The following is a 26,191-nucleotide window of genomic DNA, read 5'->3' on the forward strand; positions in this document are numbered from 1 at the left end:
ACAGTCAGATAAGTGTCGCGCATAATTGAAATTATTAAGACTGACACCATCCTGTCAGTGTTCCACTTTAAAAGCACCAACCAGTAACGCGTTGATTATCAAAACACATCACTGGTTGAAGTTTAGCGATAGTACAAATCGTCCTAAAATAAGTTAAGCCTTCAACTTAACCGGCGTTGTTGATCTATGTATACGACAACATTGTGAGTACCAATAACTGATCCCGATGGGAGAAGCTACATTAGTTTATTATATATTTGAGAAACAAATAACCTTATGACAATAAAGTTAGGCGACTTCTTCCCTAAGAAATCAGTAGATGAGCCTGCATTGGAACTTGACGACCCAAGATGGTCAACCTTAGAAGGCGGTTACAGAGGAACATTATATGATGCTTCAATAGCCTTGAAGAAACTTGAACTTGCAGACAATAAACAAACTGTTAACCAAATCTATCAAGAACTATGGAACGAGCTACACCATCAGGGAGACGTTGGTTTAGCCTCATATTATTCAGTTCCTCATTTAGTTCGAATATCATTACAAAAACAGATTGTGGATTATAATATCCTTGGCCTTGTTTCCGTCATTGAAATACAAAGGCACAAGGACAATCCACTTTTACCTACTAAATTAAAGCCAAATTATAAGAAAGCTATTGAAGATTTGGCAGAGCTTGCAAAACTTGCTATGAGCCAATATTGGGATTTAGATTTAGCAACAACAGCATTAACAGCAATTGCGTTAGCTAAAGGGCAAGTAAAATTAGCAAATGCTATTCTGAACATGGATAGTGAAGATACTATAGCTGAGTTCCTTGAATCCTATAGTTAGCCATTTGCTGATATATTCCCTGATACAATGAAGAAAAAACTTTGTGGCTTAGAATTTAATATAGAGAATATAGAGCAGATCATTAACATGGGCGGCCCATGGATTTGCTCTATATACCTCGAAAACCATTTAATTTCAGACCATTGTGTTATCGACAATATTTTAGAACATCCTTCCTTTGAAAGAGTTTATTTCGTTAAATATCACCGTACCTCAAAATGGAAAACAGATAACTTCTTTACTTTGAATTACTTTTCGGTTAATGATAATAAGATCTATCAATCAAAACGAAGATTTGAAATGCTCTATCTTAAAAAAATTTTGAATCAGGAAAGCATCGAGATATTCTATGCATTTCATGACAAAAACCAAGATAGAAGAGATGTTTTCGCAGTCTCTGAACAACAATTTGATATAATATCAGAATATTTGAAATGACCTTAGCTTTTCTGAAAGCTTACAACCAATGTCAGTGTTCAATTTTTCAAAAACAGGGTGTTCAACATTTTACGAGCCAAAATTACAACTAACTGACTATCAACACCAACCTGTTCAAAACAGCGAATAGATGATTTTACAGAATTTATAAACAACTGATTATCAACAACAATCAGATTACAAAAAACAACAAGTGTTCACACCTTAAAAAATTGAACACCTGCCAATCAATCCCTAATCTCTAATCACTAATACCAAACTACTCCATCATCAACCTGCGGATCAGCTCCGCACTTTGCGCTTTGCCCTCTTCAAGCCGGTGGCTAAAGAATGCCTGCGTATCGTTAAAGTGTTTCTTATATCCCTCCATATCCCCATATCCAATAATAGCCGACCATTCCCTCACCGCCGAGTGAAACTCCAGGTCATCGCCGCGGATGGTTTTATCGTACAGGGCTGTTTCCAGTGATTCTTCCAGCAGCTCTTCGTTCTTAAACAGGTATTCGGCAATACCCAAGCGCAGACGGAAGGGCGGGGTTTGGCAAATGAGGTTATCATAGGGATTAACGCCGAGGTGGTACCAGGCATCAACCATGCTCAGGATACTGAGGTGCGAGTTTGGCTTTTGATGATCGGCATGCTGTGACAGCGAGAACTCCTTCATCACCGTATCATTGAGCATAATAGGCTTGCGGCTTTCGTGAAAAACAAAGTCACGCGCGCGGTAAAGGCGCTGCTTAAACGCATCGGCTTCTTCCTTGATCATCAGCTTAAACAACTCCGACTCCGATTCGGCATAGCGCTTCACCTGCTGGCGGGCATACGGGTTGAGGATAGCAAGCCCGGCATAAACGTGGGCCTTATAGCTGAAGATGCGGAGGGTGGTCAGGATCTTCACATTATCTATCCCCCCAATATATGAAGCGTTTTCCCAGGGGAAAAACCCGGCCGATTTCCAGGCTGTGCCCATGCTCTCAAAACCAACGTGGGTAACGGCCTGGGTATCGGCTACGATGCGGTCGTGCTCGTGGTAGTCGGCAATTTCAACTATATTGCTGCCAATGGCCGTAAACAGGTCGTACATGCGCTGGTAGGCATCGGGCGTTGAGCGGTGCGGGATCAGGATGAGGGTTTGCCCGGCGGGTTCAAACCCCGGGCCGTGCATGCCATGAAAAGTAACTATCTGGGCATCGGCAGGCAGGTGCTTTTCAAAGGTGGCAATCTCCGGGGACTTAACCGAAGTTTGCCCGGCCACTATAGCGCCGTACTTGGTTGAAGGGCCATACTCGGCAACCACACGCTCCATGCTATCGGCCTCAACCGAATAGATGATCAGGTCGTTGATGCGGGCAACGTCGCTGCCGTGATCCATAACGGTGATGCCGTGGGGCTTAAGCTCTTCTTCAAGCTTTTCACGGTTGGCAGGCAGGTCGCAGCCCGAAACGGTGTAACCGGCCTTTGCGAAAGCCTTTGCGTACAGGCGGCCCATGTCGCCTAACCCAATAATACCTATATTCATGCCGCTAATATAACTATGAGTAGGTTAATTACGTACGAAAGCTTATTTTAGCCTCAAAAACGCAGGGTGTATATAATAAAAACCGTAAACATCCTGTTTTGTTAATAGCATATACCTAATTTTACATTTGATGAACAAGCATTTACTACTTACGATAACGGTTTTAATAGCGATGATAACGGGCAGTGTTGCGGCAACTTTTGCACAGGACAGCACCAGGAAGAAAACCGCTGCCTTAAAGCCTAATGCTATTCCGCCCATTGTAAGATCGAGCCCGGCAGCGCTTAAAAATCCGGCTGTAACATCGCAACAACCTACTAAATCTGCTTATACCCTGCCCAAAATCAGTGCTGCTGCCGATTCGGCCCTGCAAAAAGATAAAAGCCTTAATGGCCAGTACAAATACCTGCTCAGCAAACTATACCACTATCAGCAGCCGCTGGTTGCCGCCCTGTGGAAAAACATGAAGGATACCCTGAACACCGAGCGCCGCCAGCTTAAAGAGGCCCGGGCCAAACTTGCCGAACAGGGTAAAAATGTTGAAAGCCTTAAATCTGACGCAAGCAATAAGGAACAAGCCCTCAACGAATCAAACGCCAAACGCGATGAGATAAGCCTATTAGGCATTCCGTTTACCAAAGCAACATACAACCTGGTAATGTGGGGACTGGTTATTGTATTTGGGGTAGTTGCCGTTATCGTGATAGCCCGCTCGGGTGCACACAGCCGCGAAGCTAAATACCGCATCAAGCTTTACGAAGAGCTTGACGAAGAATACAAAGCCTATAAAGCTAAAGCCAACGAAAAAGAAAAGAAGCTTGCCCGCGAACTTCAAACCGAACGCAATAAGCTTGATGAGCTGTTAGGCAGAGGATAATTTTTTTGATTTCAGAATTACACATACTTCATGTCATTGCGAAGCGTGGCAATCGCATACGCCTTGCTGCGAGATTGCCGCGTCGCGCCATACACACAGGCAGCCCCGCTCCTCGCAATGACATAATTTTATAAACATCATGCCCAATACCAACCTGCTTTCTCTCATAACTCAATTACGTTCCGTTGCCGATACAGGTCTGCTATACGCCAAAAACGAATACGATATTGAACGTTACCAGGAACTGCAACACCTGAGCACTAAAATGTTTGATGAGGTAAGCGGCTATGGTGCAGAGACCATCAATATGCTATTTCCCCAGGCAACGGATTACCCTACTGCCAAAGTTGACTTGCGTGGCATCCTGCTTTCGCCGGATAATAAGATCCTGCTGGCTAAAGAGAGCGGGGATGGAAAATGGTCGTTACCCGGTGGATGGGGCGATATAGGCTATACACCTAAGGAAACCATAGTAAAAGAGTTTTGGGAGGAAACCGGTTTCCAGGTTACCGCCGACAGGCTGCTGGCCGTATTTGATAAAAAAATGCACCCGCACCCGCCACAGCCTTTTTATGTGTATAAAATGGTTTTCTACTGTAAAGCCATAACCACAGAAATTAATAAAGGCTTTGATGTGCTGGATGTTCAGTATTTTGACATCAACAATCTGCCCCCACTATCGGAAGACCGGATCCTGAAAAGCCAAATCGAACTGCTCTATCAAAAGATCATTACTAACGATATCAGCGTTTGGGCAGATTGATTAATGCTAACTGCGCCAACTCATATCTAACCCAAACTGCTACTGCAACTGTCGCTGCTACTAAAAAAACTACTCTTTCAAATCAGGCAGCGTACGTTTATCAGCCGGTAGTGCCAGATACTTCTTGTACGAATCATTGATATAAACCGCCAGCGACGGACCACTGTTACTTTTGATGAACGCGTATGACGGCCTGTAAAGCGTCATGAAATTTTCAAGCTCCCGGCCACGCAACGGAATAATGCTTTGCACGTAGTTCATGGTAAACACTTCGTCTACATGGCGCTCTTCTTCTTCGTGCTTAAAATATTTTTTTAAACGACGGGCGTCTTTTGCTTCCTTGCTAAACCAAGAGGTTGGGGATAGGGGATAAATTTTACTCCGGGTGTATACCTCGGGATATTCTTTATGAGCATCAAAAGTTTCGCGTTTGGCGTTGATGTTAACCTGCTTTAAAGCTATGGTTTGAGCAACCAATTCTATTTTTTTATTGGTAAAATCGGTAACATATAAGGTATCCGATACATAACCCGGAGAACTGAAAATAAGTGTATGCCCTGTTTCGGTACGGATACTGAAATTACCTTTGCTATCGGTAATGGTCATCTGCCGGTTCTGGTTATCGCGCACAAAAACATCCCCCATTTTATTGTTTTTACCAAACTCAAAAACAGTGCCTTTTACAACGGTTTGGGCATTTACGGTGCAGGCTAAAAACAGTAATGCGAATAATACAAGGTATCGGTATTTCATAGTAGATTATTTGTGCTGTAAATTAAACTTATTTTTTGTACCAAAGGTTTTCAATTTAACACTTTTTAACCCCACCCTTGTCTTAAATGACAAAACCCTGAACCAGCATTACCATATGGTGCAAAAAAAACGCTCCATCAAATTGATGGAGCGGATGGCAAGTCATTATTGTTGTATTATGTCCCGGTATCGTTTTACTCAGGATTTAGGTTAATATCGGTTAACTTTAAAATCAGAGATCCCACCACTCATATGGATCAGGATCCTGTTTTTTGCGGCATCAAAGCCATCGGTTTCGTAGTCGTTATCACTCTTTTTACTAAAGCCCTCAAACTCGTTTGATGAGAGGCCGGTATTGGAGGTGATACGGCATGCAGCACCTTTTGGAACCCTTATAGTAACCTCAGACGCGCCGGTTGAAACCTCTATATTAGTATTGGTAAGAGGGGCTCCAAGCTTCACATCAAACGATGCTGCACCGCCCTTTAAAGATAAGCTTTTTATTTTAAATTTTGAAAGATCAAAATTTAAATCTGTTGCACCTGTAGTTACGTCAATATCCCAAACCGGATTGGTGTTTAATTTGATGTCGGCCTTATTGTTTTTGCGGTCGTCGGAGTCAAAATGAAAACCCTTATTATTTTTCAAATTAAGGTTAAGCACATATACCGAATCATCCTTACTATGGTTAAAGGTATACTTACCGTAAAGTTCCTGCGTTTGGGCATTGAACAAATCGGCAGTGCTGTCGCTTAAATTATATATGGTACCGCCGCCGCTGATGTTAAGGCGGGCATGTTTAATATCCGCAGTATACTCCTGTTTAAAAGTTTTATCGCCGCCTATTTTAACCACGCCCTGATCGGTGTTGGTAGTATCGGTGTCGTCGTCATCGTCATTGTTATAATCATCGCTGTGGAAGGTCCATGCATTTGGCCAAAAATGGTAGCGTTTGCCAAAGTTGCCAAATACCAGCAATGCAAAGCAGCCTACTACAACCGCCAGCTTGAGAATAGTAGCCAATGGCGACCGGTTGCCTGCAAATACCAGGCTGATACCCCCCATTATTAAAAATATAGGCCATAGATACAGGAGGTTCATCCAGTCGAAATTTATTACGTGGAAGTTATCCAGCAGGAATACCACTCCCAACAATACCAGGATCGCGCCCGGAACAAGTTTATCGCTTCTCATAATATTATATAGTTGGAGGTGTATCTTTTGTTTCAGTTTCTTCTTTTGCAGGTTCGGCTTCCGGAGCGTCTGTTACCTCGTTAGCATGCCAGTTTTGTTTTTCCCATGGCTGTTTTTTTACTCCTGAAATTATCAGGGCAATACCGGCGCCTACCAGCATTACGGGCCAAAGGCTTTCAAAATCCCAGTCGGGCATCAGGTCAAGCTCGTTAAGCAGAAATATCGACCCCAAAAAGATCATCGCCACGCCAAATATTAACCCAACTGTTGAAGCCTGCTTTTTAGGAGGATTTACAAATGGCGGAGGATTAAAAGACCGGCCGGCAAATTTCGGGTCGTAAAATGGTCCTGATTGTGGAGCACCTGTAAACGGGTTATCCTGCGGAGGTACCCTGTAATCAACGCCGGGGGTAAAGTCAAAGCCTTTCTTGGGCAATACTATCCATAGTACTATATATATAGGTAAGCTAAAGCCTTTTAAAATAAGGGTTACCAAAAATATCGCCCTGATAACTGCCACGTCCGTGCCAAAGTGCTCGGCAAGGCCCGCGCAAACACCGCCTATTACCTTTCGGTGTTCATCGCGATGAAGTTTCTTTTCCATAATTTATGTTCGTTTATGTTTTAAGTTGATTTATCATAACTGGCCCGGCGCAGGTTTGATGATGATTTCGTCGACATTGGCGCCGGGGCTCATCCTGTAAATATTGATGATTGCCGATGCTATGTCTTCGGGCAGCACCATGGTATTTGGGTCAACCACCGCGCCTTTCCATGAATCCGTTAACGTTGATCCCGGAATTACGGCCGTAACTTTTACACCATGCTCCTGCATCTCGAGCCTCATTACTCTTGTTAGACCTAACAACGCATACTTTGTTACACTGTAACTACCCGCTTGTGGCACCGGGTTTATAGCGGCTACCGAACATATATTAAAAAAGTGGCCTTTATGCGCCTTTGCCATGGTTTTACCAAAATAACGGTACAACTCATAGGCCGGCATCAGGTTGGTATTCATCTGTACCTGAAGGGTATCCTCGCTATCATCCAATATACTTGCGGGGATGAACGTGCCCAGGTTATTTACTACAACATCAATAAAACCAAATTCTGCTTCTGCTGCAGCTGCAAATTTCAGCAGTTCGGCTTTATTACTGCCATCGGCCTTCATAGCAAAAACCTTTACCCCGGCATCAAATTGTTCAAGCTCATCTTTAAAATTCAATAATTCCTGCTCGTTCCGCGAACAAATTGCCACGTTTAATCCTTCATTAGCAAAAGCAATTGCAATTGAGCGGCCCATGCCTTTAGTTGAACCGGTGATGAGTACGTTTTTCATATTGTTTAAATTAATTTTTATAGTTAGTGAAGCTTTATGCCCGCAATTTACGTAAGCAGAGTAATTGAAACGCTTATAAAATTGAATTTAAATGACTGGTTTTAACACCTGACCATTTAGGCTTAAAGGTAAAAAGCGTATTTTTAACCGATTTTTTATGCATCTACATGTTTCATAGCTTAGGAAAATATATACTCTTACTGCGTTTAAGTTTCAGGAAACCCGAAAAATTCAGTGTATACTGGGCCGAGATCATGCGTGAGATGGTTTCGGTGGGTATTGGCTCTTTAGGCATTGTTGCTATTATTTCGCTTTTTATTGGCGCGGTAGCTACCATCCAAACGGCTTTCCAGCTTATCAGCGATTTTATCCCCAAAACAGTGGTAGGCGGTATTACCCGCGATTCAACTATCCTGGAGTTTAGCCCTACCATATCGGCACTGGTTTTGGCCGGCCGTGTAGGCTCGGCCATGGCATCGCAAATTGGCACAATGCGCGTTACCGAACAGATAGATGCCCTGGAAATTATGGGTGTAAACGCCCCTGGTTATTTGATATCGCCTAAAATCATTTCCGGTGTTACCATGATCCCCTTACTGGTTATTGTTTCTGTAGGTTTAGGATTAACCGGCGGCTATATTGCCTGCTGGGCATCAAATGATGTATCAACCAATGATTATTTGAGAGGCCTGACCGACGGATTTAACCCGGTTATTGTCACTGTTTGCGCCGTTAAAGCGATATCATTCGGCTTCGTAATTACCTCCATATGTTCATACCAGGGCTTTTATGTTAACGGCGGATCACTTGAGGTTGGCCAATCTGCAACACGCGGAGTGGTGTGGAGCTGTATCATGATCCTGTTTTGTGACCTTATCATTTCACGCCTGTTACTATGATCGAAATACAAGACGTATATAAAAGCTTCGGCGAAAACGAAGTACTGAAGGGCATCACTGCAATTTTCCATCCCGGAAAAAACAACCTGATCATCGGTGGGTCTGGTTCTGGTAAAACCACTTTGCTTAAATGCATTGTTGGGCTGCATGAACCTACTAAGGGCGATGTGATTTTTGATGGCGAGAATTTTACCAATATGAATTTTGAGCAACGCGTGCCTATCCGTACTCAAATAGGGATGCTTTTTCAGAACTCGGCCCTTTTTGACTCCATGACGGTTGAGCAAAACATTATGTTTCCGCTTAACCTGTTCACCGATCAATCAAAAAGCGAAAAACTTGACCGCGCCAACTTTTGTCTCGAAAGGGTTAACCTTGCCGGCAAAAACAAATTATATCCATCCGAACTATCAGGAGGTATGAAAAAACGTGTGGGTATCGCCCGCGCCATTTCCATGCAACCTAAATATTTGTTTGTTGACGAACCTAACTCGGGTCTTGATCCGGTAACATCTATCCTGATAGATGAACTGATTGCCGAACTTACAGCAGAGTACAGCATTACTACTGTAGTGGTAACCCACGATATGAACTCGGTAATGGGGATTGGCGATCACATCATTTTTCTTCACCAGGGTAAAAAATGGTGGGAAGGATCGAATAAGGAGATAGCCAAAACCGACAACAAAGAGCTCAACGAATTTGTATTTGCCAGTCCGTTTATGCGGGCAGCGAAGGCTACGCTATAGCGAGTCAGAAGTGGGAGGTCCGAAAGTCCGAAAGAAAGCATTTTTGTGTGAAAATTGAGAGATCGAAAGTCCGTAGGAAAAACCTTAGATTTGCGCAATTAAATTAATTAACGCAAGATTTCCGGCAATAGACTTCTCTATCTTTCGGACATCCGACTTACGGACTTTCGGACTTCAAAAAAATGATCCAATTACTTACCCCAACGCACTGGAAAGATTACGAACTGATTGATTGCGGCGACTTTGAAAAGCTGGAACGTTTTGGGAATATCATACTCATCCGCCCCGAACCGCAGGCGGTTTGGAACAAAACCCTGCCCGCTTCAGAGTGGCAGCGTCTACACCATATTAAATTTAAAGGCCGCTCGGCAACATCAGGCGAGTGGTTGAAAAAAGATCCTAAAACTCCAGACCGCTGGCATATCGAATATAAGAACAAGGAAGCCGCCATTAAATTCAGGCTGGGCCTTACCTCGTTTAAACATGTGGGCATCTTCCCGGAGCAGGCCGTAAACTGGGATTACATTAGCCAAAACGTTAAACGCTTTAAAACGCCAGATCCTAAAGTACTTAACCTGTTTGCCTATACCGGTGGTGCTTCATTAATTGCCCGTGCCGCAGGTGCCGATACCACTCACGTTGACTCTATTAAACAAGTAGTTACCTGGGCTAATGAAAACCAGGAAATTTCAGGACTTAAAGATATACGCTGGGTTGTTGAGGATGCCCTGAAGTTTGTTAAACGCGAATTGAAACGCGGTAAAAAATACAATGGCATCATTCTCGATCCGCCAGCTTACGGCAATGGGCCAAACGGCGAAAAATGGAAACTGGAAGATAATATCACCGAAATGATGCGTGATGTAACCCAACTGCTCGACCCTGAAGAGCACTTCCTGATCCTGAATACTTACTCCCTTGGATTTTCATCTGTAATAGTTGAAAACCTCATTAAAAGCTCGTTCCCGCAGGTGCAAAACCTCGAAATTGGCGAGCTTTACCTGCAGGCCACAGCCGGGTCAAAACTACCTTTAGGGGTTTTTGGAAAGTTTCATAAAATTAAAAGTAATTAATTTCCAATATCTATCTTTGGCGGCGACCAAACCAACACAATTGCTGCTTTATAAGTAGCTGGAAATTAAATTAATTAAACACGCCTTACATACACCTGCATTATATTGAAAGTTAAAACAATGAAATTAAAAACGCTTGTACTATCCGCTACATTTGTGGCATCGGCAGCTTTGCTTTTAAACAGCTGCTCACAAAACGGCAGCAATGCCAAAACCGACGGTAAAAAAACCGCAGCTGCAGTTAAAGGTGATTCGGCCCAAGCTGAAACAGCAGATACCTTAAGCGTTAAAAAATCCACCTACCCTCCTATTGATAAAAAGCTGTACGATTCGTTGATGAAATTCAACGCGCATGGTGATACTACAGGCAGGTGGCCAGTAAAAAATACGCCTTATCCAATTGGTGGAGCTATTTTACCATTCAAACGTGTAGTTGCTTATTACGGTAACCTATACTCAAAAAGAATGGGCATTTTGGGCGAATTGCCGCCAAAAGAAATGCTTGCCAAATTAAAAGGCGAAGTAAAACACTGGGAAAAGGCAGATCCTAAAACTCCTGTTCAACCTGCGTTGCATTACATTGCCGTTGTAGCCCAGGGCGATGGCGGTAAAGACGGCAAATTCCGTTATCGTATGCCATTTAAACAGATCGACAGTGTATTGGTACTGGCTAAAAAAGCCCATGCTATTGTATTTTTAGATGTACAGGTAGCTTTAAGCAACATCCGCGCGGAATTACCACTACTTGAAAAATACCTGGAATTGCCACAAGTACATTTTGGTATGGACCCTGAGTTTTCAATGAAAGACGGAACTCACCCAGGTAAAAAGATTGGCACTTATGATGCCGATGACATCAACTACGTATCAGACTATCTTGCCAAAATTGTTAAGAAAAATGGACTGCCGCCAAAAATCCTGATAGTTCACCGCTTTACTAAAAAGATGGTGACCAATTATAAGAGTATCAAATTGCACCCGGAAATTCAACTGGTAATGAACATGGATGGCTGGGGCGAACCTGACCTAAAAACCGGCACTTACCGCTACTTCATTAACCAGGAGCCGGTACAGTTTACAGGCTTTAAATTGTTTTACAAAAACGATATCAAAAAACCACCTCACCACATGTTAACCCCTGACGAGGTTTTATCAAGATACAAACCATACCCGATTTATATCCAGTATCAATAAGTTGGAAGTCTTAAGTCGAGAGTCTAAGTAGGAAGTTAAAAGTCCTGAGTAGGTAATAATATATTATTTACTCAGGGCTTTTGCATTTAAAGCCATATACTTGAAAAATCAATTTTTGACTTAGAACTCCGAACTTAAGACTTAGAACTATGTTTAAATGGGGCATTATTGGATGCGGGCGTATTGCACACAGATTTATGCAGGGTTTCGCAGTTGTTGATGGCGTTGAACTTGCAGCATCCTATTCGCGTAGAGCTGAAACTGTTGATGCCTTTGTTGCACAATATGGTGGTATAGCTTGTAGAAGTATCGATGAATTACTCGCCAGTGATATCGATGCAGTTTATATGGCTACGCTGCCTGACAGCCATGCCGCCTATAGCATTGCCGCGCTTAAAGCAGGTAAACATGTGCTTTGCGAAAAACCGGTTACCGTAAACCTTGCCGAGTTGGATAATGTACTTGCCGTTGCCAAACATACCGGCTTGCTTTTTATGGAAGGAATGAAACCGCCCTTCTACCCTTTATACAGTAAATTAAAAGAATATATTGCTGATGACCCTATAGGCCCGGTTGGTTATGTGCGTGCAGGATCGGCCGTGGCAGATTGCCCGCCCGGTCATCCAAATTACAATCTTGAACTTGTTGGCGGTAGCCTGATGGGCATAGCCATTTACGAAGCATTTTTAGCACTCGACTGGCTCGGCCCCATGCAGGACATCCAAGCCATGGGCAGGTTTGGTGAAACCGGGATCGACATGTTTGCCATTTTTCAAACCCTGCATCAAAATGGCTACGCCCAATTGTATTGCGGCTTTGATATGCATGGTAAAGGCGACGCATTGATAGTAGGTACGCTGGGGCATATTACCATCCACAAAAACTGGTGGAACCCGGCAAAGGCAACTATTAGTTATCTTGATGGCCGCACGATAGAACTTGATGAACCATTTGTTGGCGGAGGGCTTAACTATGAGATCATCCATTTTTGTGAACTTATAAAACAAGGCAAAACCGAAAGCTTGGTACTGCCTCATGATCTATCCAGGCAGATGATTGCCATGATAGATCAGGCAAGGGAGCAAATAGGGTTAAAGTATCCGGTGGAAAAGTAGAATCTATAATAAACTTTGCTGGCGCAAGTTTTGTGCGATAGCCGGAGCACGGCTAACTTGTGCCTTCTACGTCATGCAAAGGGACAAAGCAGGAAAAGCACAAGTCAGCCACCCACATACCCAGGGCTCAAGACTTTCGCTAAAAATACTCCATAATAAATCCGAAATTCTATTTACAGTTTAGCTGAGTTTAGCACCGGGTTTTGGCTTGCGTTTACCTGGTAGGTGTAGATAGCATTTTGCTCATCAACTTCAACTATGCGATAGCCTTTGTAGTCAGTACCCCAGTCACCGCCTATATGCGAATCAAAAAAATGTGGGAGTTTATCGGTATAACGTACGCCATCTAACAAATGATCATGCCCATGAAAAACAGCTTTAACGTTGGGATAAGCATGCAGCAATTGGATAGTTTCAGGGCAATCGACAAATACATCATTCTTAACCCATTTGGTAGGCGGGATGTGCAGTATCACAAAAACTATCTTTTTATCTGCAAGTTTGTCTAATGAAGCTTTCAGAAAAGCATTATTGGGGCATGTATAAACGCCTTTTGTATCAGCGGTGTGAGCCAGTACAAAACCTATATCGCCAAACTCTACCGTGTATTTATCCTCATAACCAAAAGCGTTCTTCCAAACCGTGGCATCCGCAAAATCATGATTGCCGGGGATGGTATGATAAGGAACATTTAATTTATCAAGGTATTTAGTTTTGATCTCAGGGAGCAAGTCGGGGCGGTTGTGTACCAGGTCGCCGTTAACAATCACAAAATCAAGGTGGTTTTTGCTATGATCTTCGTTAAGCCATTTAACCATGTTGCCGGTGTGCAACGTAAAATCCGTTTTCGGCTGTCCGTAATGAATGTCAGAGGCTAAAGCAAACCTTAATTTTAGTTTGGCTTTGGTGGCACGGCTATACCGGTTATTTTCAGTGGCAAAACTATTGACAGCAGGTAAAAGACTTAAAGCGGCTACACCAGTTAAGGCAGTGCCAAAAAATTCGCGGCGCGAGGTCATAGGTAATTATTTTATGACAAAGGTAGGCTTGGGGTGTTAAATGAAAGTTAAAAAAACACCTAATTTGACTTGTCCTGATATAAACCGTATGAAGCTTACTCCAGTTTTAACGGCGGACCCACTATTTGCATATCATGGTCGTTAAAAATTTTGGCGAGTTCCTGTTTTGTTGGTTCATGATCCAATGCTTGCATTGTTACAAAAAAATCTTCAAGCTTACCAGCAGGTTGAAACGTAACCGTCATTTTTCCTTTTTCAGATACTTGTGTCCATGCATGTGGTACATTTCGGGGTAAAAAAACACTATCGCCTGTACTCAAATGGAACTTATCTTCACCAACCTGGAAGTAGTAGGCGCCATCTAAAACATAAAATATCTCGTCTTGCAAGGGATGCACATGCAATGGAGTACCCCGGCCTTGCGATAAACTTGTTTGTTCAAAAATAGCCAGGTCTCCGTCGGTATCACTGCCAGATACTTTCACATCCATTATATTTGAATTGACCCCTTTTAATTTAATATGCCCATGTATGCGGCCCTCTCCCGCACCTATTTTAAATCCTTTGTTTACCCGCATAAATCTCTTTACATCTATAGAAAAGGACGTTAAAGGCATTGCAGCAAAAGCTAACATGGCAGTAATGAAATTATTTCTTTTCATGGCAAAGCGGTTTTACATTGGTTTATAAAAAGAAACCCGTTAATATCTTACCTAATTGATATAAAAGTAGTTATAATTATTCAGTTACGCTAATCCTACGTATTCTTACGTAATCGGGGTACCGTTTTAGTTGATATATATATTCCGAGGGCTTTAATATTGCCTGCAACCTTTACCGGTTAGATGGGCATACCGAAAGGTCGCGGCGCGAGGTCATAGGATATTATTTCATTTGCAAACGTTGCTCTGTTATGGTAAATGACAGTTAAGAAACTATCTGAATCAGAATTTTCAAAATGCTTGAATTTTCAGAATTAAACACATCACATTCCGGACATTCTTAAATTCTGAAAATTCTGATTCAGACAATTTACCTCAACCCCTTTTCTTTTAAAAACTTCACCAAAGCGGCAGGATGGTCTGTTTGTAAACCTTTTAAACCTGCTACAAGGGCTTTGTTCCAATCCGCAGGGCCTTCACCTACACTTTGGATATCAGGCCAAACCGGGATGTGGTATTCTCCGGCCAAGGCCACCATATCAGCAGTGTATTGGTTATAAGATCCGTCAAGAATATCGGGGTGATACTGATCAATGAAGCTTTTCATGCCGGCAGTATTTTTAACACTATCGGGCAGGCTCAGCATCAGCGGCATTTTGGGGGCAGCTTTTCGCCAGCCTGTAAACTGAGCCGCGCTGTTGATATAAACCAATATCTGTTTTTCCATGCCATATTCTTTGATCGTTTGGTAAGCCTGTTCGGGGTCTGCAGCCTTAAAATCAAGGTAGATCCCTATCCGGTTTTTACACAATTGCAGGATCTGCTTAAAGGTTGGGATCCGAAATACCTCTTTGCTTGCAGTGTCCTTGCTTTTTACCTTTAACTGCAATAGCTCCGCAAGTGTAAAATCCTTCAGTTGGCCTTTGCCATCAGTCATGCGGTTAATGCTGCCATCATGCATGCTTACCAGCTCGCCATCTTTGGTGGTACGCAGGTCTATCTCTACATAATCCGCCTCATTTTTTATTGCCCCCTTATACGCTTCAAGCGTGTTCTCCGGATAAATGACGTGATCGCCGCGGTGGGCAGCGACTATAAACTTATGCCTTGAAACAGGAGCCGGGTTGGCCTGCCACCCATCACCGGGTAGCAGCCATAGTAAACCCAAAATTGTTAATAGTTGAAAACGCATCGTTATTTATTTTTTACCTGTAACACTACTTATCGCATCCCCCACCTCATGACCTGCCGCGGCTTTAAAATTAAAGCCCAATAAATTGGCTATGGTTTGAGCCAGCTGCTTATGATAAGTTGTTTCACCTTGTTTCATTTCGCCCGAGGCAGGCGTATCCGGACCGATAACTGCAAACCAGGTTTGCTCTGAATGCAACACGTCCGACCCATGGTCATGCCATTTCTTCATCGGCTCATCTCCCCTGCCGTGGTCGCAGGTAATGATCAGGGTAGTTTTGTTTTTATAAGCAGGCTCTGACTGGATATAATCCCAAAGTTGTTTTATAAAGCCATCTTCCTGTTTAATACGGTCAAGGTAAAACTTATAATTGCCTGCATGGGCCATATCATCCGGTTCATCAAACGATATATATAATGCCCGCGGCTTGTATTGCATCATATAGTTTTTGGCAAACTCAAATGTCAGGAAGTCGATGCGGGTTGAATCGCTGATATAACGCGGTGCTTCCAATTGCAGTTCATTCAAGTATTTCAGGCGGTCGTTCATACCAGGAACATCCAGAGGCATAAAACCGGCGTTAACTAAAATACCGGCACGTTTCGGGCTTAAGATCTGCGAAAAACGTTCCCACGATGCAAATGCGGCTACCTTGTTTTCAAAACCTTTTTGCTTATTCAGAAATTCAAGCAGGTTCATGTTGGGGTTATAGATCCCATCGTTGGTGTTCATCCGCTTATCGGGGAAACCGGTAAATATTTCATTGTATCCCGGGTATGAAAAATGATACGGGTTGGCTACTTCATCCTTGCAGCCCAAATCACGGTTTCCATACAGTTGTCCTTTTTCAACTACCGTGTTCCAAAAAAAAGGCATCAGCAGTTTTCGACGATCTGAGATTGCGTCGGCCCAGAAATTTTTACGCACCTCATTTTTATCATACGTATCATTTGAATTGATGATGGCCGAATCGGCACCACGGAAAACCTCCTGCCAGCGTAAACCATCGATGGTGACAATAACTACATTTTGAGTTTTGCGCGTTTGTGCAAAGAGGAGGGTAAAAGATGCTGAAAACAGCATCACTAAGATCAGCTTTTTCATAGGTCGTGTTTAATCAATAAAGGCCCCAAACTAAGGGGCCTTTATATAGTGTTATTTACGGTTTGTTATTTAAGCAACCACATGATGCCATTGATATCATCACTGCCGCCAAACTGGCTTGTTAATGCCGCTTTGTAATGTGTAGCGTTAACAGTACGCTCTGACTGCGGATATTCAAAACGTGTAGGGATACGGCTGCTATTACCCGTCCCCGGCCCGGTAGTGAATGCAGGTACACCTGTACGACGATAAGTGAAATATGACTCAAGGCCTGAGTGACGGAACAACGCGAGATATTTTTGCTGTAATATTTGTGTAAGACCTGTTGCACCGTCGGCATATTTTACAGCAGGTTGCGCATAGTAGGTTGTCCAATTAACAGTAACCGGGAACACATCATAGCTCGACTGATCGGCTGGACCTTTGGTTGCGCCCGGTCTGTAAAAGTATGCCGAAAATATACTTGAACCGGCAACTGTTGGGATACCATAATACTGGTACGATGCCTGGATACCATTAATATAATAGGTTTCGGCATTGCCTGTTGCCCAGCCGCGGTTAATACCTTCGGCAATATTGAACATCAATTCAGGGTAGCCTATCTGGATACTTGGCTCGCCTATATAAGTTGAATAAAAGTGTTTACGGTTAATGAACGAGTAGCGCTGTAAGGTTGCATTGTTATACATCACACCAAGGTCAAGACCCGGATCGGCACCTACAAATGAATCAAAACTTGTTGGGCTTTGTTTCAGCGTATCAACCAAATAACGTGAAGGCTCTGCAGTTACAAAAACCCTTGGATCTTTAAATTTAGTAAGCAAACCGATATAAGTTGCCGATGAGTTTTGCCTTGATCCGTTTTGACCAAAGTTATCCGGGTTTTGAGGATAGTAGTTACTCGGCGCTACAAATTTATATTGCAGGTTATCGTCATTGCTGGTCATCAGCGGGTATTTAGTTGGATTACCAACAATAGCGGCAAATTGTGCTTTTACATCAATATCAGCTGTTTTTTTACTTAATGCAAGTAATAACCTGATGTGGAAACTGTTTACAGTTTTTTGCCACTTTGTAAGATCATTACCAAAGTAGATATCGTTTGACAAAGCGGCACCAACCCCTGTACCGCCCGAATTTGGATCGGCAATCAGTTTGGTTAAGTCGGCATTAGCGGCTTCAAGCCATGCTAAACATTGTACCATTACATCTTTCTGCGCATCATATTTGGGAGTAAGGTTATCCAGGCCTTTCAACGCATCGGTCATTGGAATATCACCTTCTTCGAGGCTCATTTTGCTGAAGAAGTAAGCCCTGAAAAATTTACCCATAGCTTCATACGGGTTAACGGCAGCGCCACCGGTTGCTGCAGCACGCTGCTCCATTACTACTACGTTTTTTAACGTGTTGTAATAGTTATCGCCACCGTCGGCAAAGGCATCATAACGGTTATTGCCATAATAATCGTAGTTATAAAGGTAATATTGCGAATAGATCTCATTGCTTGATTGTGGCAAATCAGCCATCTTATTAAGGATCCCGTTGAATAATAATGATGCCGGCACAACGCTTGGCACATTATTATTTTTGGTAAGGTCCTCAAAACTTTTCTTACATCCGGTTACTGTTAGCAAAGCAAACGCCGGCAGTATTAAAATTCTAAATATCTTTTTCATAATCATCGTATGTTTTATTAGAATGATACATTTAAGTTAAAACCATAGCTACGTACTGTAGGCGACTGCAATACAGTTGAAGAAGTAGCATAGTTATACTGATCTAAATCCACATCCTTGAAGCGTTTGTCTCCGTAGAAGTATAGCAGGTTACGGCCATAAACCGATACCGATGCTTTTTTGATGAATGATTTATCAAGCCATGCTTTAGGGAAATCATAACCAAGGGTTACTTCACGAAGTTTTGAGAAGGTTTTGCTCATCAGGTTTGACTCGTCGACATTGTAATATTTACTTACATAATCCTGCACAAATACTGTTTTGCCGTTAGGAGCGTATTGCAAAGCACCGTAGTTAATAATTTTACCTGTGGCCGGGTCATAGTTAATAGCGGCACCATTTGACACGGTTACGCCTTCGCCTACATAACTGCCGTTATAACCCTTTTTACCAAAGTTTTGCCAGTCTTTATAACGGGCGTCACCCAAAGCACCTGTAGCGGTTTCAATGTTTGCACCACCACGCATGGTTTTATTGTGCATGTAATCGATGATCACACCACCAACCGAACCGTCAAACTGGAAACCCATATTGAAGTTTTTGTAACGCAGTTTGTTACTGAAGCTCCATGAGTATTTGGCATTTTCGTTGCCTAAATATTGCGGAACCGGCAATGCTAACGGTTTACCGGCAGCATCATTGATGATTTGGCCCTGAGGAGTTCTTGCAAAAGCGGTACCATATAGTTTATCGGTACGGTCGCCTTTTTTGAAGAATGTTTTATAAGCGTCCTGACCCGGAGGCAACTCTTCATAAACGTCTTTAAAGGTAGCTACGTTAACTAAAACATTCCAGCTAAAACCGCCAAGATTTTTGATAGGGGTGCCTTCTAATGAAAACTCATAACCGGTTTTCCTGGTTTTTAAAGCGTTAAGATATAAAGTGGTGTAACCAGTAGCCGTTGAAATTGAGTTAGCTAAAATTTGCGGACCGTCAATATATTGGAAAGTAGTAGCCGATAAACCTAAACGATTTTGTAAGAATTTGATATCGAAACCTTCTTCGTAGTTAACGCGAGTTGAAGTTTTGATATTTGGCTGATACAAAAAGTCAGATGCAGAAGCTGCCGGTTGGCTGTTATAGGGTTTACTGGTTAAGTAGAACGGGTTAAGCTGATAACTTGGGCCGTTATAAGGCGAGTTATAAGTACTGCCGTAACCAAGCGGATTTAAGAATAACGGGTTTGAATTTGGATTGCTGGTAGTTGTTGAACCGCCATAAACCGAAATAGCGTTAAATGGGGCAGGGCCAATTGTTGAACTTGAAGCATCGGCTTTTACTGTTGAGTAAGATGCCCTTGCTTTTAAGAATGAGATAACCTCGGGCAGTTTAACGTAATCAGAGATCACTGTAGCTGCCGATACACTTGGATAGTAATAAGTAGTTACGTTTTGAAAAGCCGACGATTTATCAATACGGCCGGTGCTTGATAAGGTAGCATATTTACCAAATGTAGCGTCAATTGAGTAGTAACCGCTTAACACACGTTCGGCTGATGAGAAGTTGGTTGACTGTACAGCGTTTTTTGAGTTACTGAAAGCGTAAACTTCCGGCACGTTCAAATAATCTGTTGATGTCCAGCTGGAGTTGTAGTTGAAGCTACGCAGGTTTGAACCAACTAAACCTGATAAGTTCACGAAGTTTTTGATCGTGTAGTTGTAGTTAACAAATAACTCGGTGTTGTTATCAAACAGGTTACGACGGTCTTCGCGGTAATCGCCCTGATTACCTTCACGGCCATAAGGGTGGGCCGAAAATGGAAGGTCTTCAGTACGAAGGATGTTATACGTATCAATTTGTGAGCGCAAAGTAACATTTAAGTTATCGTTGATTTTGAAGTTACCTGACAAGTAACCGTAAACGTCGTTTTTGTAATGGCCGCGGGTCCATTTTTGAGTTAACAGGTAAGGGTTATGGTAACGGGTGTACTCGGCAAATACCGATTGTACGCCTTCTTTACCTGGCTGCCAAATAGCTTTGATATCCGGTGCGTTGATATTCCAGTCGGCACCTGTCCATACAGCAATGTTATAGATAATACTGTTAGGGCCGTATTGCACATCTGGAAAGTTATCAGTTGATTGCCTGTTAAAATCAACGTTCGCTTCAAATTTCCAACGCTTTGTAGGAGTGAATTGAGCGTAAAAGTTAGCATTGGCTATATCAAGGTATTGAGAAGGGATATAGCTTGTCTGGTGCTGTTGTGAAACTGAAAAACGGGTTACATAAGTATCACCAACCGAACCTAATGATATGTTATTGTTGGTTTGGTAACCGGTTTTCAAAAAGTTTTTCAGGTTGTCTTTACCACGTGCAACCCATGGAGTACCCTGGCGCACGCCGTTAACAACCGGGCTGTCATATTGCGGGATTAACTGACCTGCAAAGTAAGGGCCCCAAACGTCGTAATCGCTGTCCACACCACCTGGTGCACCACCTTTACCATCAACAAAGGTATAAAAAGTGTTTTCACCCGGACCAAACAAGCTTTGGGTACGAGGGAAAGCAAGGAAGCCCGTATTCATTACCGTACTGCTGTTAATATCAACTGTCAAGCCTTTTTTGTTTTTCTCGCCTTTCTTAGTGGTAATTAAAATCGCACCGTTTTGTGCACGGCTACCATATAGTGCGGCTGCAGACGGGCCTTTTAACACTGTATAGGTCTCGATATCATCAGGGCTGATGTTATAGGTATCAGTATTAATAGGAAAACCGTCAACAACATATAATGTAACCGAGTTACCCCTGATCAATACAGATGGGTTACCCAAAAGTTCGGCCGAAGGGCCTACTGATAAACCGGCCACTTTACCTGTTAAACCTGTAATAGGGTTAGGGTCGCGGGCCATGGTAACATCGGCACCGTTTACTGATTGGGTTGAGTAACCGATACGCCTGGTTTCTTTCTTTACACCAAGGGCTGTCACAACAACCTCATTTAAAGCCTTGCTATCGCCAATCATAGTTACGTTTATGGTTGTTTTGTTATCAACTACAACGTAAACCGGCGCGTAACCTACAAATGAGTAAATGAGTGTTTGACCGGCAGTTGCCGTAATACTGTAACGGCCATCAATATCGGTAACAGTGCCTTTATTTTGTTCTTTAATTCTTACGCTTACGCCCGGCAGGGGCAAGTGTTTGTCATCGGTAACAGTACCGCTTATTTTGGTTTGTCCGAATAAAATAGATGGAGCTACGCAAAATAACAAAACCGTTATTACGGTTTTTAATCTCTGGTAAATCTTGTTCATCTGCTAAAGTTTAAGGGTGAAATAGTTAAATTTTTCATACAGCAATACTAAACTTTGTTTATTATTAGTAAACCAACTTAGTATTAAGCTATACTTAACTTGATGTTCACCCTGTGTTAAGCAGGTGATTTTTATAACAGGCAGATTATAAATTAATCACAAAAACTTAATATGATATTATTCATTTACCACTTGCAGATGCGCCAGGGCAATTGCTTTTAAATGATCAAGGTTATTTACGGGTACATGCATTTCCTTGGCCATGTCGTCCCAGTACCGCAGTCTGATGATAAGTTCAGCATCCTGGTTTAATTCAAATTCTGCAGCTTCGGCCGCAGTCATCACGCCTCCCTGAAATTCGAGGGTGGCTTTACTGGCATCCGACAGGCGATTATAGTATTCGGGATATTTATAAGTAAGATATCTTTTGGCAATTACATGGCCCTGCACCAGGTTGGCAACCCGTTCAGAAAACCCACGCTCCAACAGGTAATCGGCACCCAGGCGCTCATGGTCAACATTGCCCATGCCATCCATACTTCCTGCTTCTTCAGCATCAGCACAAAGATGCCCTATATCATGAAAAAACGCGGCAAGTACAACCTCATCGTCATAGCCCTCAGCCTCCGCAAGCGAAGCTGCCTGCGACATATGCTCCAGTTGAGAAACAGGCTCCCCTATATAATCGGCATCGCCAAATTTTTCGTATAAAGAAAACACTTCATCAACCACAGCGTTCGGATTATATTGAGATGGTGCCATGCAATTAAAATTTTTAGGTGCAAATAAACAGCATGCAGGTTAGGTAATTATTAAATATTCATGAAATATATCAATCAGAACCCATATTTAACATTAAATTTTAATACAACAGGGCCGCTTATCTTGCTAAAGATAGGCAATTTCAAAACGCACGTATTGTTATTGAAACTTAACTAATACAACAATATTATATAAATATCCGTTAACATTTACACTATACTGTTCAAAGCGTAACAAAAAAATCATTTTGGATAAATAGCCTGATTAATTACTTTGCGCACCAAATAACCTGCTATAGATGGAAGAAGACATACTGATACAGATCAGTAACCGGATAAAAGAACGCCGCCGGGAAAAAAATATAACCGTACAGGAACTTGCTATAAGGGCTAACGTAAGTAAAGGCCTGATATCCCAAATTGAAAACAGCCGTACCATTCCATCGCTTATCGTACTGATAGATATTATTAAAGCACTGGAGATAGATTTGAACGAGTTTTTTAAAGATATGCGTTCAAAAAGCGATCATCTCCCAGTTTTGGTAAAGCGCAAACACGAATACGATCATTTTGAAAAAGAACATGCCGATGGTTTTCATTACCAGCGCATCTTTACACAATCAATAAGTCAAAGTACTGTTGATATCGTAATATTGGAGCTTGAACCCGATGCCTCCCGTCCGCTTGTTGAAACCGAAGCATTTGAATATAAGTATATCCTATCCGGCCAGGTTGCTTACCGGTTTAATGACGATACCGTAACCCTTAACCAGGGCGACAGCATGCTCTTTGACGGGCGCATCCCCCACACTCCAAAAAACATGGGCGATACCACGGCGAGCATGCTGGTGGTATACTTTTTTGAAGAGAAGAAGTAGTTTAGTGAATGGTTGATTGGGTTGATTAAGTGAGTGGTGAATTGGATATAGAATAATACACTTTTATCAACAGAAAAAACTCCGGTTAGTGCGTCCACTCGGTAGGTGCTTTGCCAAATTCTTTTTTAAACGAATGGGAAAAATGGGCCAGGCTTTCAAATCCTAAATCGAGGTAAATTTCAGATGGTTTACGGTTTTTGTTTTCGATGAGGTGGCGCGCCTCCGCAAGTCGCCTGGTTTGCAGCCAGTGCCGGGGCGAAGTATCAAAAGTTTTTTGGAAATCGCGTTTAAATCCCGCAAGGCTCCGGCCGGTAAGTTGCGCGAATTTCTCGACAGGTACGTTAAAATGAAAATTGCTGAGCATAAATTTTTCCAGGTCGATTTTATGAGGCTCCGAAAAATCGAACAGGAAATCTTTAAGCTCGGGCATAGTATGTAGTAATAAGTGTACGGCTTCCCTTACTTTCAGCATGCCCAGTTGTTTGGTTATTTTTTCGTTGGGATGGTGCACATAAGGAATCACAGATTGAAAAAAGCCCTGCAGAAATTCACTTTCGGGGATTTTGATATTGGGCTGACCGGTGTATTTCCGTCCCGGCTCTATCTGTTCTTCCAGGGCAAGCTGCCGCAGCATATCTTCTTTCAGGCAAATGATGATAGTTTGATAGTCACCGCCATCAACGGGCATTTTGACGAGTTCGCCCAATTGATTTTTACGGATCAGCATCATTTCGCCGCCCTTCATCGAAATTTTTTGATTTGCGGTTTCGATGCTGAATTGCCCTGAAACCTGTAATACCAGGGTGCTATGCTCAAAAAAACCTACCTTTTCCTTTCTCATCCTCGAGAAAAAAGAATAAAAGATTACGCCTGGAATTATTTCGGTTGGATTGGTCACTATGTAAATATATAAAATAGGAGGGGCTTATGCAGCCCCGTCCATTTATCGTTGCAGGTATGTACCACCTAATATCGCTCCCTGGGCAAAAGCTGTGTTAAGTGTGCTCATCTCGTCAGCACTAAATTCAATTTGCATAGCCTGTATATTTTCGGGCAGGCGCGATCTGCGGCTCATGCTTACCAGCGGCATAATGTTATCGCCCTGAGCGTTTACCCATGCAATGGCAAGTTGGGTAGGCGTGTAGCCTTTGTCGCCGGCCATTTGTTTTAGTACTTCAACTTTTTCAAGGTTCTTCACCAGGTTTTCTCCCTGGAAACGTGAAAAGTGATTATGATAGCTATCTGCCGGAAGCGGCGCTTTCATATCGCCCGTAAGTAAACCTTCGGCGGTATTGGCAAATGCTACTACGCCAATGCCCAGTTCTTTAGCAGTAGGCAGCAGATCGTTTTCAATTTGCCTGTCAGCTAATGAGTAGCCTATTTCCAGCGCGGCTACCGGGTGTATGCTGTTGGCTTTGCGTAACTGATCGGCTGTAATTTCAGAAACACCAAGGTGGCGTACTTTACCTTCCTTAATCAGATCTGCAACGGTACCTATCACATCCTCCACCGGTACGCTGTTATCCAGGCGGCATGGCTGATACAGGTCGATAGTATCGATACCTAATCGCACTAACGAATAATTGATGAAGTTTTTAATAGCTATAGGGCGAAGGTCTAAGCCAAGCCATTGCCCATTATAAAAGATAGCGCCAAATTTTACGCTGATAAACGCGTCATCCCTGCGGCCTTTAATGGCCTTGCCTACCAATAACTCATTATGACCGGCGCCATAAAAATCGCCGGTGTTTAAAAAGTTAATGCCACTATCTAAAGCTGCCTGTATGGTAGCGATACTTTCGTTTTCATCATTGGCCTTGCTACCCCAAACTGATGACATGCGCATACAACCCAGGCCCAGTTTTGAAACCAGCGGACCGTTTTTGCCCAAGTTTATTTTCGTTATGTTCTCCATAGTTGATATTTAATTTAAAACAAAGATCAGGTATCTTGTTCATGGGTAAATTTCTTGCACGGCTCAATTTACTTGTCTGTATGGCTCAAATTTTTACATAACTCTTTGTAAAACTCGCACACAAACTATGGGAACAAAATCGACCATTTACCACCTTAACCAAACCTTAACACTAACTTAGTTTAATTTTAATAAAATAAGTTTAGTATTGCTAAACATTATAAATGTTGTTATGAGTATAAAATTAGTGGTATTTGACATAGCCGGCACCACGGTTAAAGACGATCATGAAGTTAGCAAAGCTTTCAGGGCTGCCATGCAAAAGTCCGGTTATGAAGTTGGACTGGAAAAAATAGATCCGCTGATGGGGTATGAAAAAACCCTCGCTATCCGCAAAATGCTTACTGAACACGAGACTGATCAATCAGTTATTACGGACGAGCTGGTAACCACTATCCACAAAGAATTTGTGCAGCAAATGATTAACTTTTACCAGTTTGAGCCGGGTATTGAGCCGTTGCCAAACGTAGAGGAAACGTTTGCAAAACTGCATGAGCAGGGCGTTAAAGTTGGTATCAATACCGGCTTCTCGCGCGATATTGCAGATACCATTGTAAACCGCCTGCAATGGCAGGAAAAAGGGCTGATAGATTACGTTGTTGGATCAGACGAAGTTGAACTTGGTCGCCCGCATCCTTTTATGATCCGAAAAATGATGCTTGAGGCCGGCATAACAGATGCACTTGAAGTGGCTAAAGTAGGCGACACCGAGGTTGACGTACGCGAAGGTCAAAACGCGGGCTGCAAATATTCCATAGGCGTAACTACCGGCATTTTTACCCGCGCCGAGCTCGAAACTTATAATCCTACCCATATTATTGATGATATTGCATTGGTAATTGATATCATAAACCAATAAG

The 26,191-nt window shown here is 42.6% G+C and carries 25 protein-coding genes; 11 read left to right on the forward strand and 14 right to left on the reverse strand.

From position 1 onward, the window contains the following. The first annotated feature begins 276 nt into the window (after positions 1-276). Complete coding sequence (locus tag BLP33_RS13855; protein WP_090529313.1) at positions 277-834, forward strand: hypothetical protein; 558 nt, start codon at positions 277-279, stop codon at positions 832-834. Between the two features lie 27 nt (positions 835-861). Beyond that, positions 862-1,272, forward strand: a complete 411-nt coding sequence (locus BLP33_RS13860; protein WP_090529315.1) for a hypothetical protein — start codon at positions 862-864, stop codon at positions 1,270-1,272. Between the two features lie 259 nt (positions 1,273-1,531). Here the strand turns inward: BLP33_RS13860 and BLP33_RS13865 are convergent, their stop codons facing one another. Beyond that, positions 1,532-2,791, reverse strand: coding sequence for a prephenate dehydrogenase (locus BLP33_RS13865; protein ID WP_090529318.1), 1,260 nt, complete (start codon positions 2,789-2,791; stop codon positions 1,532-1,534). 130 nt (positions 2,792-2,921) lie between these two features. Here BLP33_RS13865 and BLP33_RS13870 point away from each other — a divergent pair, with 130 nt between their 5' ends. Then, a complete protein-coding gene (locus BLP33_RS13870; RefSeq protein WP_139159989.1) occupies positions 2,922-3,668 on the forward strand; it encodes a hypothetical protein in 747 nt (248 codons plus the stop codon). Between the two features lie 139 nt (positions 3,669-3,807). Next, positions 3,808-4,431 (forward strand): NUDIX hydrolase, encoded by a 624-nt coding sequence (locus BLP33_RS13875; RefSeq protein WP_090529324.1) that lies wholly within the window; start codon positions 3,808-3,810, stop codon positions 4,429-4,431. 69 nt (positions 4,432-4,500) lie between these two features. Here the strand turns inward: BLP33_RS13875 and BLP33_RS13880 are convergent, their stop codons facing one another. The 4 genes from BLP33_RS13880 to BLP33_RS13895 form a co-directional block, all read right to left on the reverse strand. Next, positions 4,501-5,184 carry a carboxypeptidase-like regulatory domain-containing protein gene (locus tag BLP33_RS13880; RefSeq protein WP_090529327.1) on the reverse strand — a complete coding sequence of 228 codons (684 nt, stop codon included), beginning with the start codon at positions 5,182-5,184 and terminating at the stop codon, positions 4,501-4,503. Between the two features lie 210 nt (positions 5,185-5,394). After that, positions 5,395-6,378 (reverse strand): LiaI-LiaF-like domain-containing protein, encoded by a 984-nt coding sequence (locus BLP33_RS13885; protein ID WP_090529330.1) that lies wholly within the window; start codon positions 6,376-6,378, stop codon positions 5,395-5,397. Positions 6,379-6,382: 4 nt separating this feature from the next. Beyond that, complete coding sequence (locus tag BLP33_RS13890) at positions 6,383-6,982, reverse strand: PspC domain-containing protein (RefSeq protein ID WP_090529333.1); 600 nt, start codon at positions 6,980-6,982, stop codon at positions 6,383-6,385. 33 nt (positions 6,983-7,015) lie between these two features. Next, positions 7,016-7,720, reverse strand: coding sequence for an SDR family oxidoreductase (locus BLP33_RS13895; RefSeq protein ID WP_090529336.1), 705 nt, complete (start codon positions 7,718-7,720; stop codon positions 7,016-7,018). 167 nt (positions 7,721-7,887) lie between these two features. Here BLP33_RS13895 and BLP33_RS13900 point away from each other — a divergent pair, with 167 nt between their 5' ends. From BLP33_RS13900 to BLP33_RS13920, 5 genes are all read left to right on the forward strand, one after another. Beyond that, complete coding sequence (locus tag BLP33_RS13900) at positions 7,888-8,619, forward strand: MlaE family ABC transporter permease (RefSeq protein WP_090529338.1); 732 nt, start codon at positions 7,888-7,890, stop codon at positions 8,617-8,619. Continuing rightward, the gene (locus BLP33_RS13905) at positions 8,616-9,368 is read left to right on the forward strand and encodes an ABC transporter ATP-binding protein (RefSeq protein ID WP_090529341.1); all 753 of its coding nucleotides are present in this window, start codon (positions 8,616-8,618) and stop codon (positions 9,366-9,368) included. The genes BLP33_RS13900 and BLP33_RS13905 overlap by 4 nt, the downstream gene beginning before the upstream one ends. Positions 9,369-9,550: 182 nt before the next feature. Further along, a complete protein-coding gene (locus BLP33_RS13910; protein WP_090529344.1) occupies positions 9,551-10,441 on the forward strand; it encodes a class I SAM-dependent methyltransferase in 891 nt (296 codons plus the stop codon). Between the two features lie 120 nt (positions 10,442-10,561). Further along, positions 10,562-11,635, forward strand: coding sequence for a DUF4148 domain-containing protein (locus BLP33_RS13915; protein WP_090529347.1), 1,074 nt, complete (start codon positions 10,562-10,564; stop codon positions 11,633-11,635). Positions 11,636-11,784: 149 nt separating this feature from the next. Next, a complete protein-coding gene (locus BLP33_RS13920) occupies positions 11,785-12,750 on the forward strand; it encodes a Gfo/Idh/MocA family protein (protein WP_090529350.1) in 966 nt (321 codons plus the stop codon). A gap of 173 nt (positions 12,751-12,923) precedes the next feature. Here the strand turns inward: BLP33_RS13920 and BLP33_RS13925 are convergent, their stop codons facing one another. From BLP33_RS13925 to BLP33_RS13955, 7 genes are all read right to left on the reverse strand, one after another. Continuing rightward, positions 12,924-13,769 (reverse strand): metallophosphoesterase family protein, encoded by an 846-nt coding sequence (locus BLP33_RS13925; protein ID WP_090529354.1) that lies wholly within the window; start codon positions 13,767-13,769, stop codon positions 12,924-12,926. A gap of 95 nt (positions 13,770-13,864) precedes the next feature. Continuing rightward, positions 13,865-14,431 carry a cupin domain-containing protein gene (locus BLP33_RS13930; protein ID WP_090529357.1) on the reverse strand — a complete coding sequence of 189 codons (567 nt, stop codon included), beginning with the start codon at positions 14,429-14,431 and terminating at the stop codon, positions 13,865-13,867. 370 nt (positions 14,432-14,801) lie between these two features. Next, positions 14,802-15,623, reverse strand: a complete 822-nt coding sequence (locus tag BLP33_RS13935) for a glycerophosphodiester phosphodiesterase family protein (RefSeq protein WP_090529360.1) — start codon at positions 15,621-15,623, stop codon at positions 14,802-14,804. Positions 15,624-15,629: 6 nt separating this feature from the next. After that, a complete protein-coding gene (locus BLP33_RS13940; RefSeq protein WP_090529362.1) occupies positions 15,630-16,727 on the reverse strand; it encodes an alkaline phosphatase family protein in 1,098 nt (365 codons plus the stop codon). Between the two features lie 65 nt (positions 16,728-16,792). Then, the gene (locus tag BLP33_RS13945; protein ID WP_090529709.1) at positions 16,793-18,403 is read right to left on the reverse strand and encodes a SusD/RagB family nutrient-binding outer membrane lipoprotein; all 1,611 of its coding nucleotides are present in this window, start codon (positions 18,401-18,403) and stop codon (positions 16,793-16,795) included. A 17-nt stretch (positions 18,404-18,420) separates the two neighbouring features. Then, positions 18,421-21,717 (reverse strand): SusC/RagA family TonB-linked outer membrane protein, encoded by a 3,297-nt coding sequence (locus BLP33_RS13950; protein ID WP_090529365.1) that lies wholly within the window; start codon positions 21,715-21,717, stop codon positions 18,421-18,423. A 177-nt stretch (positions 21,718-21,894) separates the two neighbouring features. Then, on the reverse strand, positions 21,895-22,479 hold the full coding sequence (locus tag BLP33_RS13955; RefSeq protein ID WP_090529368.1) for a phosphonate degradation HD-domain oxygenase: 585 nt from the start codon (positions 22,477-22,479) through the stop codon (positions 21,895-21,897). A 298-nt stretch (positions 22,480-22,777) separates the two neighbouring features. Between BLP33_RS13955 and BLP33_RS13960 the strand changes: the two genes are divergently transcribed. Then, on the forward strand, positions 22,778-23,356 hold the full coding sequence (locus BLP33_RS13960) for a helix-turn-helix domain-containing protein (RefSeq protein WP_090529371.1): 579 nt from the start codon (positions 22,778-22,780) through the stop codon (positions 23,354-23,356). Between the two features lie 85 nt (positions 23,357-23,441). Here BLP33_RS13960 and BLP33_RS13965 read toward each other — a convergent pair whose 3' ends face one another. After that, positions 23,442-24,197, reverse strand: coding sequence for a helix-turn-helix domain-containing protein (locus tag BLP33_RS13965; protein ID WP_254780131.1), 756 nt, complete (start codon positions 24,195-24,197; stop codon positions 23,442-23,444). 102 nt (positions 24,198-24,299) lie between these two features. Further along, complete coding sequence (locus BLP33_RS13970; RefSeq protein ID WP_090529377.1) at positions 24,300-25,271, reverse strand: aldo/keto reductase; 972 nt, start codon at positions 25,269-25,271, stop codon at positions 24,300-24,302. Between the two features lie 232 nt (positions 25,272-25,503). Here BLP33_RS13970 and BLP33_RS13975 point away from each other — a divergent pair, with 232 nt between their 5' ends. Further along, positions 25,504-26,190: an HAD hydrolase-like protein gene (locus tag BLP33_RS13975; protein WP_090529380.1), complete on the forward strand. Its 687-nt coding sequence runs from the start codon at positions 25,504-25,506 to the stop codon at positions 26,188-26,190. Position 26,191 lies beyond the last annotated feature (1 nt).

This window comes from Mucilaginibacter sp. NFR10, from assembly GCF_900100445.1.
GTDB classification, from domain to species: Bacteria; Bacteroidota; Bacteroidia; order Sphingobacteriales; family Sphingobacteriaceae; genus Mucilaginibacter; species Mucilaginibacter rubeus.

Excerpts from the sequence above, each read along its gene's own strand:
- BLP33_RS13855 (WP_090529313.1), top strand. The coding sequence starts at position 277 with ATGACAATAAAGTTAGGCGACTTCTTCCCTAAGAAATCAGTAGATGAG.
- BLP33_RS13860 (WP_090529315.1), top strand. The coding sequence starts at position 862 with ATGAAGAAAAAACTTTGTGGCTTAGAATTTAATATAGAGAATATAGAG.
- BLP33_RS13865 (WP_090529318.1), bottom strand. The coding sequence starts at position 2,791 with ATGAATATAGGTATTATTGGGTTAGGCGACATGGGCCGCCTGTACGCA.
- BLP33_RS13870 (WP_139159989.1), top strand. The coding sequence starts at position 2,922 with ATGAACAAGCATTTACTACTTACGATAACGGTTTTAATAGCGATGATA.
- BLP33_RS13875 (WP_090529324.1), top strand. The coding sequence starts at position 3,808 with ATGCCCAATACCAACCTGCTTTCTCTCATAACTCAATTACGTTCCGTT.
- BLP33_RS13880 (WP_090529327.1), bottom strand. The coding sequence starts at position 5,184 with ATGAAATACCGATACCTTGTATTATTCGCATTACTGTTTTTAGCCTGC.
- BLP33_RS13885 (WP_090529330.1), bottom strand. The coding sequence starts at position 6,378 with ATGAGAAGCGATAAACTTGTTCCGGGCGCGATCCTGGTATTGTTGGGA.
- BLP33_RS13890 (WP_090529333.1), bottom strand. The coding sequence starts at position 6,982 with ATGGAAAAGAAACTTCATCGCGATGAACACCGAAAGGTAATAGGCGGT.
- BLP33_RS13895 (WP_090529336.1), bottom strand. The coding sequence starts at position 7,720 with ATGAAAAACGTACTCATCACCGGTTCAACTAAAGGCATGGGCCGCTCA.
- BLP33_RS13900 (WP_090529338.1), top strand. The coding sequence starts at position 7,888 with ATGTTTCATAGCTTAGGAAAATATATACTCTTACTGCGTTTAAGTTTC.
- BLP33_RS13905 (WP_090529341.1), top strand. The coding sequence starts at position 8,616 with ATGATCGAAATACAAGACGTATATAAAAGCTTCGGCGAAAACGAAGTA.
- BLP33_RS13910 (WP_090529344.1), top strand. The coding sequence starts at position 9,551 with ATGATCCAATTACTTACCCCAACGCACTGGAAAGATTACGAACTGATT.
- BLP33_RS13915 (WP_090529347.1), top strand. The coding sequence starts at position 10,562 with ATGAAATTAAAAACGCTTGTACTATCCGCTACATTTGTGGCATCGGCA.
- BLP33_RS13920 (WP_090529350.1), top strand. The coding sequence starts at position 11,785 with ATGTTTAAATGGGGCATTATTGGATGCGGGCGTATTGCACACAGATTT.
- BLP33_RS13925 (WP_090529354.1), bottom strand. The coding sequence starts at position 13,769 with ATGACCTCGCGCCGCGAATTTTTTGGCACTGCCTTAACTGGTGTAGCC.
- BLP33_RS13930 (WP_090529357.1), bottom strand. The coding sequence starts at position 14,431 with ATGAAAAGAAATAATTTCATTACTGCCATGTTAGCTTTTGCTGCAATG.
- BLP33_RS13935 (WP_090529360.1), bottom strand. The coding sequence starts at position 15,623 with ATGCGTTTTCAACTATTAACAATTTTGGGTTTACTATGGCTGCTACCC.
- BLP33_RS13940 (WP_090529362.1), bottom strand. The coding sequence starts at position 16,727 with ATGAAAAAGCTGATCTTAGTGATGCTGTTTTCAGCATCTTTTACCCTC.
- BLP33_RS13945 (WP_090529709.1), bottom strand. The coding sequence starts at position 18,403 with ATGAAAAAGATATTTAGAATTTTAATACTGCCGGCGTTTGCTTTGCTA.
- BLP33_RS13950 (WP_090529365.1), bottom strand. The coding sequence starts at position 21,717 with ATGAACAAGATTTACCAGAGATTAAAAACCGTAATAACGGTTTTGTTA.
- BLP33_RS13955 (WP_090529368.1), bottom strand. The coding sequence starts at position 22,479 with ATGGCACCATCTCAATATAATCCGAACGCTGTGGTTGATGAAGTGTTT.
- BLP33_RS13960 (WP_090529371.1), top strand. The coding sequence starts at position 22,778 with ATGGAAGAAGACATACTGATACAGATCAGTAACCGGATAAAAGAACGC.
- BLP33_RS13965 (WP_254780131.1), bottom strand. The coding sequence starts at position 24,197 with ATGAGAAAGGAAAAGGTAGGTTTTTTTGAGCATAGCACCCTGGTATTA.
- BLP33_RS13970 (WP_090529377.1), bottom strand. The coding sequence starts at position 25,271 with ATGGAGAACATAACGAAAATAAACTTGGGCAAAAACGGTCCGCTGGTT.
- BLP33_RS13975 (WP_090529380.1), top strand. The coding sequence starts at position 25,504 with ATGAGTATAAAATTAGTGGTATTTGACATAGCCGGCACCACGGTTAAA.